We start from the raw sequence: 11,912 nt of genomic DNA, 5'->3' as shown, positions 1-11,912 counted from the left end.
CCGCCTTACTCTTTAAACGGATTGCGTGTCGCGCGGGTTTTCACCGGTGCGGCGTGAGGGCTTGCTGAAGGAAACGCGGGAAGGACGGCATTGTCGCTCGGCTCAACAATACCGAGCTTTTTCTCTTCCACGCGCTGCATCTGGCGCACCCGGATCTGGTCATATTTCTCTTTCGAGGCCGCGCTGTAGTTGTCGTCGTCACGCAGGACGGTGATATGAATGAACACCATCAGGTTGCGCTTGGAGGTATCCTGGGAGGTGTAGCGGAACAGCTGACCGACCAGCGGGATATCGCCGAGCAGCGGCACTTTGGACACGGACTGTTTGGTCACATTTTCCATCAGACCGCCAAGCACCACCGTCTGGCCACTGTGGACCATCACTTCGTTATTGATCGTGCGCGTATTGAAGGTCGGGCCGAGGCTGGAGTCTTCCGTCGCGCTGTTGTCGACGCTGGAGACTTCCTGCTCAATCTTCAGATGGATCATGTCGCCATCGTTAATCTGCGGCACAATTTTCAGCTTGGTACCGACCGTCTTACGCTCAACGGAGTTAAAGACGTTGTCGCCGCTGGTGGTTTGCGAACCGGAAAGTACCGGCACATCCTGGCCCACGTTGAACGACGCTTCTTTGTTATCCAGCGTGACCACGCTTGGCGTGGAGAGGATGTCATTTTTGCCGTCGGTGGAAAGCGCAGTCACCAGCGCACCAAAATCACCGTTAAAGAAGCCGGTCGCCAGGCCAGTGAAGCTCGCCCCTTTCATGGTGCCATTTTTAATCTGGCTGATTGGCAGGCCGGTGGAGCCGAACTGCACGCCGCCGTGCTTGCTGGTCCACTGCACGCCGAGATCCAGGCCGTTCCCGTCCTGCACTTCCGCGATGATGGCTTCCACCAGCACCTGCGGACGACGGATGTCCAGCTTGTCGATCACCTTCTCAAGGGAGTTCATCACGTTAGGCTGGGCGGTAATCACCAGCGAGTTGGTTGCTTCGTCGGCGGTAATGTTCAGATCGCTGGACGCTGGCGCGGTTTTCGACTTCGGCGCGCCGGCCTTGTCCTTCAGCTGCTCGCCGATGCCGGTGAGTACCGGCACCACCTTGGTGGCGCTGGCATACTTGAGATAGAAGACGCGGGTATTCCCCTCGTTGTTCTGCTCGCGATCCAGCTGATGGATCAGGGAGCGGGTCCGCGCGCGCGCATCTTCCGAACCGCTGATCACCAGGCTGTTGGTTTCGTCATCGGCCACCACTTTGGTCGCCAGCTGCGGCGCGTTCTGCCCTTTCTGCTCTTCGTTGTTGAGGTTATTCAACATCTCCGAGAGCTCTTTGGCGGACGCAAAGCGCAGCGGCACGATTTCACGACGCTGAATACCGTCTTTGTCCACGCGCAGGACCAGATCCACCAGGCGGTTCACCACCGAGGCTTTACCGGTTAGCAGCAGGACGTTGGACGGCTCAAAGTGGACCACGTTACCGATGCCGGTGGCATCGTTGAGCTGACGCAGCAGCGGCGCCAGCTCGCGAACAGGCACGTTTTCCATGCGCACAACGCGGGTGATGATCTCGTCGCCTTTGCCCGGATTTTTACCGTCGGCCAGCGGCGCACCGGCGGTGCGGGCAATGCTCGAGCGCACCACTTTAACCATGCCGTTATCCATCGGGATCACCGACAGGCCGTACAGGTCCAGCACGCTCAGGAAAAACTGGTAATATTCGTCTTCCGTCAACACGTTATAGGTTCTGACCGACACCGTGCCCTGAACGGACGGGTCGACCAGAATGGTTTTGTTCAGATTGCGGCCTACCGTATCAATAAATTCGCGGATATCGGTGTTTTTAAAGCTGGCGCTAAAGTTAGCTGCGAGCAGCGAACTGGAATATAACGACAATGCGGTCAGCGCCACGCACGCCCAAGGAAATTTCTTCATGTCTGTACACTTGTTAATTGTTTAGAACATTGACCCGAATATTTTCAAGGTGAGCGTGACGTCTGACGACGACCTCCGCTTCTTTCATTTTCGACCAGTTGGCAATAATATCTTTTGCCTTTTCTGCATCGGTCATATCGACAGAATTGACTTTTACGGCCACATCACCTTTTTCCAGACCGGCATGACTGTAGAAGTCAGAGGCATTCCTTGGATTAATGTTGTAGCCTTCCAGTTGGCCCTTTTCGATAAGTGGCTTTAACACCAGATAATCATCCAGATGCACGCTTTCAGCACCAGCATCTTTCGTCGATTGGGTTACCGGGCCGCTGTCAACGCCGCCCTTAAAATAGTCAGGTTTATTTAACGCCAGTACCTGCGTAGCACCTTCGTAATTAACCACCACATTGTCTTTGTTTATTTCCTGAATAAAGGCATCGTTAAAACCGGTCAACGCCTCGCCTTCGCGATAGCTCTTTTGACCACCCGGCGTTTTGATCACGGCGAAGGACAACCAGGCATCGTCGCTGCGGACGATCCCCTCAATTTCGGCAGCGAGCGGGGCTTTTCCGGCTGCTGGCAGGTTGTCCTGACGCACGGCGGCGGTGAAAAGTGAAAATGTCTTTTCTTCCTGACGTTTTTTTTGCGGTTTCGCCGCTGCGTTCGCGAGTTTATTCGTCAATTTTTTATAATCTTTAAAAATGACGTAGCCTTGCTGACCGCAAAAAATCAGCAATACAAACATAATACAGGGCGTTATCCACCGTGAAAAAAGTGAGAGCCTCATTATTCATCTGGCCTTTAGCAAAGCGGAAATAAGCAGCGTCATGCTGCGCCAATATGTGACATAAATAGTAATTAGCGGCCTGACAATCGACCACCTGCTTCGCCGTTAACTTTGATAAAGAAAAAGATTGACCGTCAAAAAAACCAGTGTTAGAGGAAGCCGGCAGGTTATTTTTACCCTGCCCGTAAATTGACCATGACGCACCCTTGCCGTACTTTTCTGGACCATTGCTATTCATGCCCAGAGACGGTAAGTCGTTATGTATCAGAGTCATTTTAAATTTAATCACCCGCCTTTTCGAAAAATTACCCGCGCCTCGGGCGATTTCTTCGTGCCGTATCACCAGGATATTTTCAACCTGCTGAAAGAGAAAACCCAACAGGCGGGGATTATTGGGCTCTTTGCTGATGATGCCCCGCTGCTGGGCCAGTTCAGCGACGCCCTGAAATCCGCACCCCCTGACGTTATTGCCATCAACGCGTTTCCAAAACTGAGTGCCAGTAGCCTGCTGTATAAACTCAACCCGGGAACGAAAGAGAGCAAAAACCGGCTTCAGGCGGTGGATGCCCTCCTGCACCAGTGGCAGGGGGGAAAAAGCAGGACGAAAGTGCTGGTGATTAGCCATACCGATGCCATGAAAGAGACCTGTCGGGAGGTGCTGGCTCTGCTGCTGACGCGCGCGCAGGAGCTGGAGTTTCGTCTGTCCGTCGTACTGATGGGTGAAGCGGATCGGGAAGCCGTTCTGATGCAGCAGTCTGAACTGCGTGAATATGCGCATACCTGCCACACCCTGCGACCCCTTACCTGCCGGGAGTTTCTCAGCTACGTTCAGGCGCAGTGTGAAGCGCACGGGTGTGAGCACTCGCCGTTGACCCCGGCGCGCGTGCGTAAAATGCATGCGCTGACCAAAGGGAATATCAGCAAGCTGAACGAGCTGGCGCACCTGTCGATGCTCGCCGCCTGGACCGAACGCGCAGAACAGGTTAGCCCGCGTCATCTGCGCCTGGCGGCCGGTGAGATCCTACCTGCGAAAAAACACGGTATGCGCCTGGCTACCGTGGGGCTGTTCGCCTCCGTGCTGTTCGCTGCCTGCGGCTGGTATTTGACCTCCTCGATCGGAGCAAGACTTCCGATTCAACTGCCGGTGCCCGCGAGCTGGAAACAGCAGACGCCCATCGAGCAGGCGCCGGTGGTGCCGGCTATCGACAACGAGGTGGTTAATCAGCCGGATGCGATGCATCAGCTCTATCTGATGTGGGGGTATGACGCCTCGGCGGACGATGCCCTGTGCCAGAACGCCGCGAAGGTGAACCTGATGTGTAAGCAGGGAAATGCCTCACCGGACGCGCTGGCACAGGAAGGGTATCCATGGGTGAGTGAACTGAAAACCGGCAACCACCTTAACTATGCCGTGGTCGCCCGCGTCGGGGATAACTCACTCGACCTGCTGATGAATAACCGCACCTGGCAGGTAAGCCGTCACTGGTTTAACCAGCATGCCACCGGCAATTATACCCAACTCCACCGCCTGACGCCGGAAGGCAAAGACGCCATCAGCGCCGCCAGCGATGCGAAGGACATGGGGTGGCTGGATCAGCAGCTGAGCCAGGCCCTTGCCGAGCCGGAAACCCACGCTCAAACCTGGACGACGGAGATGATGAAACGTACCCGCGAGTTCCAGCAAAAAATGCATCTGCGCGTCGACGGTATCCCGGGTGAAGAGACGCTGATGCAGTTGATGCGCGACACTAACACCACGCCGAGCGTGCTGCTTCAGACCCCCCATGCCGCACCGGACGCGAAAACGCAGGAGAAGCATTCCTAATGTCTACCATCTGTCTTGCGGCTCAGCGCAGCTACGTTTCCGGGGAGGCGGTCTGGTTTTCGTACCGCATTCCCCGCCTGAGAAAAATCGCTTCTAACGCCTTGTTAGGAATAGTAAGCCTCTGCGTCATGCTGATGGCGGGGCTGTACGCCCACGTATACTGGCAACTGCGCCACCCTGCGCCGGAGCCGGTAAAAAAAGTGAACGTGGCGAAGCCCGAGACGCAGCTTTCCGATATGCACTACGTGTACGTGAGCAAGCCGTTTCCGCATCCGCACCCGAAACCCGTCCCGGTGCAGGCCGACGTCCCTGCCATGCAGGATCTGCCGATTAACAGCGACGACGCCGACTGGCAGCAGATGCCTGACGGCACGGTGCCGCACGATACCTCGCGGGATACCCTCCCCGGAACGGAAGCGCACGACGATGCCGTCTCCCCCCGCCCGGAGGGTGACGACGCATCATTAACCGAACTGTTTAAGCAGGCGTTAAAAGAACAAGAGCAGGATTATTCGCAAGGGAAAATACCCGCACCGCCGGTTGACGAAACGCAGGATAATACTCAGGCGGGCGCATTACATAAAGAAAGTTCCCGGTCTCCATTAAGTAAAAAGGGAGACCGGCTGGAATAGTTAATATTTTTCAGGCAGGTTGGTGATATTAAGGAGTCGACCCTTTTCCACCACAATGTATTGACCTTTTTTCAGATCGGAGAGGATTTTTATAATCGTACTGCGTGCCAGGCTGGTGTATTCCTGAATATAATCATAAACATTAATATCGCGTTGATGATGTACAATCAGTTCATTAATTTCCAGCAAAAATTCGCGCACGACAGAATAGGCGCTGCGGGCAACCAGCACGTCATCACGCTTGCTCAGCATGCAGATATACCAGGCCAGCACTTTGGTAAGCTCAGGCCATAAGCCTTTCTCCGTCATAAGCTGAGAAAAGGCGTCTTTAGGAATCGAGCGCACCACGGTATTCGAACGGACCAGGCCATACATATGGGACGAATGATAAATAATGGAAGAGAGTCCAAAAATGCACTGCCCCTGCAGGGTGAACAAGCAGAGCTCGTCGGATTCGCGGCGGAATTCCACTTCACCGCTGACGATAATATGAATAAATTCATTTTCGACGGTGGAAATTTTTTGCCATTTCTTTAACGATTTTTCTTCAAATCCTTCCGTTGCGGAAATGATTTTTTCTATTTCATGATAAGGACGTAATTTTCTGCCGTAAATGCTTAACATTGTTATACCCGAATTAAGATGTAAATTTTAGATAAAAAATGGCCACGGTGGAACCACCGAAACTATTCGTTTAATCCTGATAAAAAACTTCAAGGAGAAGTGATAATAAAAATCACTATGCAGGTGTTATTTTTTATAAATACTTAGCAAGCTATACGTCTATCTTAAATGAGGGTACTTTTAAGTCAATTAACTAAAAATGAATTGAGAATGTACTTAAGATTAATCTCAAGAAAACTAAGGTAATACGGCCTGGTCAGGGGCAGCCCTGAGGACTACCCTTGCCCGTACTTCTCTAAAAGCGCCTCGGCGATGGCCAGGGTTTCTACGTCAGCCACGCCGTTCCACAGCGCGGGGCGAAAGTGCATCTGAAACGCGCTGATCACCCTCTTCTGCTGCTGTTCTGTGGCGTTGTCCGGCACCTCGTAGCCATAGCGTTTCAGCACATCAAGCAGCGCACCGCGCTCGACCTCCTGATAGCGCGGCCGCCCGTTAAGATAGAACGCCACGCGCGCGGGATCGGGCCAGGCTCCTATCCCCTGCTGCGCCAGCTGCTGCCACGGAAACAGCGGGCCGGGATCGTCTTTACGCTGCGGGGCAATGTCGGCATGGGCAACCACGTTCTGCGGCTGAATGTCATAGCGGGCAATAATGTCCCTGGCAAGCGGGATCAGCGCTGCAATCTGCGCAGGCGCAAACGGGGTAAAGGTTTTCACGCCGTCGCGCGTTTGCCAGCCGCGGTTCTCGAGCTCAATCCCCACGGACGTATCATTAATCCGGTTGGTGCCGCGCCAGAAGCTAATGCCCGCATGCCAGGCCAGCTCGCTCTCGGGAACCAGCTGCCAGATGCGCGGCTTGCCGTCCGGCGCCGGGGGGCTGGCAGGGATCAAATAGTGAGAGCTTACGTTTTTATCCGTCAGCGTGGCCAGCGAGCTGTCAAAATCATCCGCGGTGTAGTGGATCACCAGCACCTTGATGCGCGGGTAAGCCGCCTGCGCCTGATGACGCGTATCCAGCTCGTAGGCACCTTTATCGATAATCCCCTTTTCCGTAACGCACCCTGCCAGCAGCAGCGCCAGCAGGAGCGTGGCAAACGCACGCCTCATCGCAGGGTTTTCACCGCCGTACCGCTTACGCTCACCATCAGCATGCTGCCATCTTTCCCGACCGTTTCGTAGTCAATATCGATTCCCACGACCGCATCCGCGCCGAGGGCTTCCGCCTGCTCGCCGAGCTCTTTAAAGGCGATTTCGCGTGCTTTGCGCAGCTCTTTTTCGTATGCGCCAGAGCGGCCACCCACGATATCGCGGATACCGGCAAAAAAGTCACGGAAGATATTGGCGCCGAGAATCGCTTCGCCGGTGACCACGCCGCAATACTCGGTTATTGTCTGTCCTTCCAGGGTTGGCGTTGTTGAAAACTGCATGGTTTCTCTCCTTCTTTAGCGTTCAATGCCTTAGGCACAGCATTATCGGTTCGTTACGCTATGATTGAAAGGATAGTTAATAAATAAGGAAATCAACATGCGCTATTCAGCTTTAACACTTTTCGTGCCCTGCGCGCTGGTGCTCAGCGCCTGTACCACCACGGTCACGCCAGCCTTTAAGGATATCGGTACCCGCAGCGGCCCCTGCATTGAGGGCGGCCCGGACACCGTGGCGCAGCAGTTCTATGATTACCGGATTCAGCACCGCAGCAACGACCTCACCGGCCTGCGCCCGTATCTGAGCGATGGTCTGGCAAAACTGCTTAACGATGCCACCCGCGATCCGCAGCACAACGCGCTGCTGAAATCCGACCCGTTCTCCAGCCGCACCACGCTGCCGGACAGCGCAGAAGTGGCCAGCGCGTCAACCATCCCGAACACGGATGCCCGTAACATTCCGCTGCGCGTGAAGCTGACGCAGGGCAGCCAAACCTGGCAGGACGAAGTGCTGATGATCCGTGAAGGCCAGTGCTGGGCGGTGGACGACGTACGCTACGTGGGCGGCAGCGTGCATGCCCCGGCCGGCACGCTGCGCCAGTCGATTGAGAACCGCTGATTCATCAGTGATAAAAATGTTACCCCCGTAAAATGTCCGGCATTTCTCGCGGAATGCCGACATTTATACTCGCCGCCTTTGCCCTTCGCTATTTTGTGCTATGTTTAAGAGGAAATACGGGTTATATTTAACTTTTAACGCAGAAATATTGCATAACTATTCTGTCAACGGTACTATCTGCGGCCTCAATTGCTATAGATTGCCTGGATGAGTAAAGACTGCCCCGATGAGTATTAAACTAAACGGCATTAACTGCTTCTACGGCGCACACCAGGCGCTGTTTGACATCACGCTGAACTGCCCGGAAGGCGAAACGCTGGTTTTGCTTGGCCCAAGCGGTGCAGGCAAAAGTTCCCTTCTGCGCGTCCTTAATCTGCTTGAAATGCCTCGTTCAGGTACGCTGGCAATTGCCGGTAACCATTTTGATTTCGCAAAGACGCCGTCTGATAAAGCGATTCGCGAGCTGCGTCAAAACGTCGGCATGGTCTTCCAGCAATACAATCTCTGGCCGCACCTGACGGTGCTGCAAAACCTGATTGAAGCCCCGTGCCGCGTGCTGGGCTTAAGCAAAGATCAAGCCATCGCGCGTGCCGAAAAGCTGCTGGAGCGTTTGCGCCTTAAGCCCTACAGTGACCGCTACCCGCTGCACCTGTCCGGTGGTCAGCAGCAGCGCGTGGCCATTGCCCGTGCGCTGATGATGGAACCTGCGGTACTGCTGTTTGATGAACCCACCGCCGCGCTGGACCCGGAAATCACCGCTCAGATCGTCAGCATTATTCGCGAGCTGGCGGAAACCAACATTACGCAGGTTATCGTTACCCACGAAGTGGAAGTGGCGCGTAAAACCGCCAGCCGTGTGGTGTACATGGAAAACGGGTATATCGTTGAGCAAGGTGATGCGAGCTGCTTCGCTAACCCGAAAACCGATGCCTTCAAAAACTATTTATCTCATTGATTGTGTCAGGGGAAATATAATGAAAAAAGTATTACTTGCCGTGCTGCTTGCTGGCGTTACCCTTTCCGCTACCGCAGCTCAGACCATTCGTTTCGCCACGGAAGCCTCTTACCCTCCGTTTGAATCCATTGATGCAAACAACAAAATTGTTGGCTTCGACGTGGACCTAGCTAACGCCCTGTGTAAAGAGATCGATGCGACCTGCACCTTCAGCAACCAGGCGTTCGACAGCCTGATCCCAAGCCTGAAGTTCCGCCGTATCGACGCCGTAATGGCCGGTATGGACATCACCCCGGAGCGTGAAAAGCAGGTGCTGTTCACCACCCCTTACTACGATAACTCTGCCCTGTTCATTGGTCAGAAAGGCAAATTCACCTCTGTCGATCAGCTGAAAGGCAAAAAAGTGGGCGTGCAGAACGGTACCACGCACCAGAAATTCATCATGGATAAGCATCCGGAAATCACCACCGTGCCGTATGACAGCTACCAGAACGCGAAGCTGGATCTGCAGAATGGCCGTATCGACGGCGTATTTGGCGATACCGCTGTCGTGACCGAGTGGCTGAAAGCCAACGACAAGCTGGCGCCAGTGGGCGACAAAGTGACCGATAAGGATTACTTCGGTACCGGTCTGGGGATTGCCGTTCGTCAGGGCAACACTGAGCTGCAGCAGAAATTCAACGCTGCGCTGGAAAAAGTGAAGAAAGACGGCACCTACGAAACCATCTACAAAAAATGGTTCCAGAAGTAATTCCTGATGAATGAAATTTTTCCTTTAGCAAGCGCCGCCGGGATGACCGTCGGCCTTGCCGTTTGCGCACTGATTATCGGCCTGGTGCTGGCGATGTTCTTTGCGATGTGGGAATCCGCGAAATGGTTCCCCGTCGCCTGGACAGGCTCCGCGCTGGTCACCGTGCTGCGTGGGCTACCGGAAATTCTGGTGGTCCTGTTCATCTATTTCGGTTCCTCGCAGCTGCTGCTCACACTGTCGGACGGCTTCACGATTAATCTCGGCTTTGCGCAGATCCCGGTGCAGATGCAGATCGACAACTTCGACGTCAGCCCGTTCCTGTGCGGCGTCATTGCGCTCTCCCTGCTCTACTCCGCGTACGCGTCGCAAACCCTGCGCGGTGCGCTGAAGGCCGTGCCGCAGGGACAGTGGGAGTCGGGTCAGGCGTTAGGCCTGTCGAAGTCAGCCATCTTCTTCCGTCTGGTCATGCCGCAGATGTGGCGCCATGCCCTGCCGGGCCTCGGCAACCAGTGGCTGGTGCTGCTGAAAGATACCGCGCTGGTGAGCCTGATAAGCGTTAACGATCTGATGCTGCAAACCAAAAGCATCGCCACCCGTACCCAGGAGCCGTTTACCTGGTACATTGTGGCGGCGGCAATCTACCTGGTGATCACGTTGCTCAGTCAGTACATCCTCAAGCGTATTGACCTGCGAGCGACGCGCTTTGAACGGAGACCAGGCTGATGCTTGAATACTTTCCCGAGTTGATGAAAGGGCTGCACACCAGCCTGACGCTGACCGTGGCGTCCATTATCGTGGCGCTGATCCTGGCCCTTATTTTCACCATCATCCTGACGCTGAAAACGCCGGTGCTGGTGTGGATTGTGCGCGGGTACATCACCCTGTTTACCGGTACGCCGCTGCTGGTGCAGATCTTCCTGATTTACTACGGCCCGGGCCAGTTCCCGTCGCTGCAGGAATATCCGGTTATCTGGCATCTGCTCTCTGAGCCGTGGCTGTGTGCCCTGATTGCCCTTTCGCTGAACAGCGCGGCCTATACCACCCAGCTGTTCTTTGGTGCGATCCGCGCCATTCCGGAAGGCCAGTGGCAGTCCTGCGGGGCGCTGGGCATGAGCAAGAAGGACACGCTGGCGATCCTGCTGCCGTACGCCTTTAAGCGCGCGCTCTCCTCCTACTCCAACGAAGTGGTGCTGGTGTTCAAGAGTACCTCGCTGGCCTACACCATCACCCTGATGGAGGTGATGGGACACGGACAGCTGCTGTACGGGCGCACCTATGACGTGATGGTGTTCGGCGCGGCGGGCGTGGTCTATCTGGTGGTGAACGGTCTGCTGACGCTGATGATGCGCCTTATTGAGCGTAAAGCGCTGGCGTTTGAGCGCAGGAATTAACCACGCAAGTGCATAAAACGGTATTCATGGAGCGGGTAACCTGATGGGTTATCCGCTTTTTTTTCGCGCCCAACACAATACTTAATCATTTTTATTGCATACAAATTCATTAACTGGCATTGTACATCCAGGCCGCAGACACGGCGCATCAATAAGACAGACGGGAGCATTACAATGAAAAAGTTAGTTCTGGCCGCATTACTTGCCACCTTCGCCGCTGGCGCGTCCGCTGCGGATAAAATCAATTTTGGCGTGTCCGCCACCTATCCGCCGTTTGAATCGCTGGATGCCAGCAACCAGATCGTCGGTTTCGATATCGATCTGGCGAAAGCGCTGTGCAAACAGATGCAGGCCGACTGCACCTTTACTAACCATGCTTTTGACAGCCTGATCCCGTCGCTGAAGTTCAAAAAATACGACGCGGTGATCTCCGGGATGGACATCACGCCTGAGCGCAGCAAGCAGGTCGCGTTCACCGACCCGTACTACGCCAACTCGGCGGTGGTGATTGCGAAGAAAGGGGCATACAAATCCTTCGACGAGCTGAAAGGCAAACGCATCGGGATGGAAAACGGCACCACCCACCAGAAGTACCTGCAGGACAAACATCCGGAAGTGAAAACCGTGGCCTATGACAGCTACCAGAACGCGATTATCGACCTGAAAAATGGCCGTATTGATGGCGTGTTCGGCGATACCGCCGTGGTGAACGAATGGCTGAAAACCAACCCGCAGCTGGGCACCGCAACGGAAAAAGTGACCGATCCGCAGTACTTCGGCACGGGCCTCGGCATCGCGGTACGTCCGGATAATAAAGCCCTGCTGGAAAAACTGAACGGCGCGCTTAAGGCGATTAAAGCGGACGGAACGTACCAGAAAATCAGCGAGCAGTGGTTCCCGCAGTAATGTCTTTTGCCGGGTGGCGGCTTCGCCTTACCCGGCCTACGGGGGGAGTTTTAGGCCGGGTAAGCGCAGCG

14 protein-coding genes are annotated in these 11,912 nt (G+C 54.8%); 8 read left to right on the top strand and 6 right to left on the bottom strand.

Annotated features, from left to right (window positions below; all coding sequences use genetic code 11):
- Window positions 1-5: 5 nt before the first annotated feature.
- Genes gspD through ACOTXF_RS06840 form a run of 3 tightly spaced genes read right to left on the bottom strand, consistent with a single transcriptional unit; the run spans window position 6 to window position 2,989 of the window.
- Complete coding sequence (gene gspD, locus ACOTXF_RS06850; RefSeq protein WP_232926460.1) at window positions 6-1,928, bottom strand: type II secretion system secretin GspD; 1,923 nt, start codon at window positions 1,926-1,928, stop codon at window positions 6-8.
- Between the two features lie 13 nt (window positions 1,929-1,941).
- On the bottom strand, window positions 1,942-2,673 hold the full coding sequence (gspC, locus tag ACOTXF_RS06845) for a type II secretion system protein GspC (RefSeq protein ID WP_039025170.1): 732 nt from the start codon (window positions 2,671-2,673) through the stop codon (window positions 1,942-1,944).
- On the bottom strand, window positions 2,624-2,989 hold the full coding sequence (locus tag ACOTXF_RS06840) for a hypothetical protein (RefSeq protein ID WP_133059710.1): 366 nt from the start codon (window positions 2,987-2,989) through the stop codon (window positions 2,624-2,626). Before ACOTXF_RS06840 ends, gspC begins: the two co-directional genes overlap by 50 nt.
- Here ACOTXF_RS06840 and ACOTXF_RS06835 point away from each other — a divergent pair.
- A complete protein-coding gene (locus ACOTXF_RS06835) occupies window positions 2,975-4,540 on the top strand; it encodes an ExeA family protein (protein WP_232926459.1) in 1,566 nt (521 codons plus the stop codon). The genes ACOTXF_RS06840 and ACOTXF_RS06835 overlap by 15 nt on opposite strands.
- Window positions 4,540-5,172: a hypothetical protein gene (locus ACOTXF_RS06830; protein ID WP_232926458.1), complete on the top strand. Its 633-nt coding sequence runs from the start codon at window positions 4,540-4,542 to the stop codon at window positions 5,170-5,172. Before ACOTXF_RS06835 ends, ACOTXF_RS06830 begins: the two co-directional genes overlap by 1 nt.
- On the opposite strand, the gene ACOTXF_RS06825 is transcribed toward ACOTXF_RS06830, so the two are convergent.
- The 3 genes from ACOTXF_RS06825 to ACOTXF_RS06815 all read right to left on the bottom strand — a co-directional run bounded on the left by ACOTXF_RS06825 (window position 5,173) and on the right by ACOTXF_RS06815 (window position 7,222).
- On the bottom strand, window positions 5,173-5,796 hold the full coding sequence (locus ACOTXF_RS06825; protein WP_047747287.1) for a helix-turn-helix domain-containing protein: 624 nt from the start codon (window positions 5,794-5,796) through the stop codon (window positions 5,173-5,175).
- A 275-nt stretch (window positions 5,797-6,071) separates the two neighbouring features.
- A complete protein-coding gene (locus ACOTXF_RS06820) occupies window positions 6,072-6,902 on the bottom strand; it encodes an N-acetylmuramoyl-L-alanine amidase (protein WP_025912908.1) in 831 nt (276 codons plus the stop codon).
- Window positions 6,899-7,222: a heavy metal-binding domain-containing protein gene (locus ACOTXF_RS06815; RefSeq protein WP_008500028.1), complete on the bottom strand. Its 324-nt coding sequence runs from the start codon at window positions 7,220-7,222 to the stop codon at window positions 6,899-6,901. Before ACOTXF_RS06815 ends, ACOTXF_RS06820 begins: the two co-directional genes overlap by 4 nt.
- 97 nt (window positions 7,223-7,319) lie before the next feature.
- Between ACOTXF_RS06815 and ACOTXF_RS06810 the strand changes: the two genes are divergently transcribed.
- The 6 genes from ACOTXF_RS06810 to artJ all read left to right on the top strand — a co-directional run bounded on the left by ACOTXF_RS06810 (window position 7,320) and on the right by artJ (window position 11,841).
- Entirely contained in the window at window positions 7,320-7,838 is a 519-nt protein-coding gene (locus ACOTXF_RS06810) for a lipoprotein (RefSeq protein WP_023292915.1), read from the top strand.
- A gap of 226 nt (window positions 7,839-8,064) precedes the next feature.
- Window positions 8,065-8,793 (top strand): arginine ABC transporter ATP-binding protein ArtP, encoded by a 729-nt coding sequence (gene artP, locus ACOTXF_RS06805; RefSeq protein WP_232926456.1) that lies wholly within the window; start codon window positions 8,065-8,067, stop codon window positions 8,791-8,793.
- A gap of 19 nt (window positions 8,794-8,812) precedes the next feature.
- Window positions 8,813-9,544, top strand: a complete 732-nt coding sequence (artI, locus tag ACOTXF_RS06800; RefSeq protein ID WP_008500032.1) for an arginine ABC transporter substrate-binding protein ArtI — start codon at window positions 8,813-8,815, stop codon at window positions 9,542-9,544.
- Between the two features lie 6 nt (window positions 9,545-9,550).
- Window positions 9,551-10,267 carry an arginine ABC transporter permease ArtQ gene (artQ, locus tag ACOTXF_RS06795; RefSeq protein ID WP_232926455.1) on the top strand — a complete coding sequence of 239 codons (717 nt, stop codon included), beginning with the start codon at window positions 9,551-9,553 and terminating at the stop codon, window positions 10,265-10,267.
- Window positions 10,267-10,935: an arginine ABC transporter permease ArtM gene (artM, locus tag ACOTXF_RS06790; RefSeq protein WP_008500034.1), complete on the top strand. Its 669-nt coding sequence runs from the start codon at window positions 10,267-10,269 to the stop codon at window positions 10,933-10,935. The genes artQ and artM overlap by 1 nt, the downstream gene beginning before the upstream one ends.
- Window positions 10,936-11,109: 174 nt before the next feature.
- Window positions 11,110-11,841, top strand: a complete 732-nt coding sequence (gene artJ, locus ACOTXF_RS06785; protein ID WP_015571008.1) for an arginine ABC transporter substrate-binding protein ArtJ — start codon at window positions 11,110-11,112, stop codon at window positions 11,839-11,841.
- Window positions 11,842-11,912 lie beyond the last annotated feature (71 nt).

The sequence above is a fragment of the Enterobacter cloacae complex sp. IR53041 genome (assembly GCF_049238285.1).
Classification (GTDB): domain Bacteria; phylum Pseudomonadota; class Gammaproteobacteria; order Enterobacterales; family Enterobacteriaceae; genus Enterobacter; species Enterobacter roggenkampii.
The sequence above is the reverse complement of the archived record's forward strand: the minus strand, read 5'-3'. Positions and strand labels throughout refer to the sequence as shown.

Bases quoted from the DNA above. Each gene is read 5' to 3' on its own strand.
- gspD (WP_232926460.1), bottom strand. From the start codon at position 1,928: ATGAAGAAATTTCCTTGGGCGTGCGTGGCGCTGACCGCATTGTCGTTA.
- gspC (WP_039025170.1), bottom strand. From the start codon at position 2,673: ATGTTTGTATTGCTGATTTTTTGCGGTCAGCAAGGCTACGTCATTTTT.
- ACOTXF_RS06835 (WP_232926459.1), top strand. From the start codon at position 2,975: ATGTATCAGAGTCATTTTAAATTTAATCACCCGCCTTTTCGAAAAATT.
- ACOTXF_RS06840 (WP_133059710.1), bottom strand. From the start codon at position 2,989: ATGACTCTGATACATAACGACTTACCGTCTCTGGGCATGAATAGCAAT.
- ACOTXF_RS06830 (WP_232926458.1), top strand. From the start codon at position 4,540: ATGTCTACCATCTGTCTTGCGGCTCAGCGCAGCTACGTTTCCGGGGAG.
- ACOTXF_RS06825 (WP_047747287.1), bottom strand. From the start codon at position 5,796: ATGTTAAGCATTTACGGCAGAAAATTACGTCCTTATCATGAAATAGAA.
- ACOTXF_RS06820 (WP_025912908.1), bottom strand. From the start codon at position 6,902: ATGAGGCGTGCGTTTGCCACGCTCCTGCTGGCGCTGCTGCTGGCAGGG.
- ACOTXF_RS06815 (WP_008500028.1), bottom strand. From the start codon at position 7,222: ATGCAGTTTTCAACAACGCCAACCCTGGAAGGACAGACAATAACCGAG.
- ACOTXF_RS06810 (WP_023292915.1), top strand. From the start codon at position 7,320: ATGCGCTATTCAGCTTTAACACTTTTCGTGCCCTGCGCGCTGGTGCTC.
- artP (WP_232926456.1), top strand. From the start codon at position 8,065: ATGAGTATTAAACTAAACGGCATTAACTGCTTCTACGGCGCACACCAG.
- artI (WP_008500032.1), top strand. From the start codon at position 8,813: ATGAAAAAAGTATTACTTGCCGTGCTGCTTGCTGGCGTTACCCTTTCC.
- artQ (WP_232926455.1), top strand. From the start codon at position 9,551: ATGAATGAAATTTTTCCTTTAGCAAGCGCCGCCGGGATGACCGTCGGC.
- artM (WP_008500034.1), top strand. From the start codon at position 10,267: ATGCTTGAATACTTTCCCGAGTTGATGAAAGGGCTGCACACCAGCCTG.
- artJ (WP_015571008.1), top strand. From the start codon at position 11,110: ATGAAAAAGTTAGTTCTGGCCGCATTACTTGCCACCTTCGCCGCTGGC.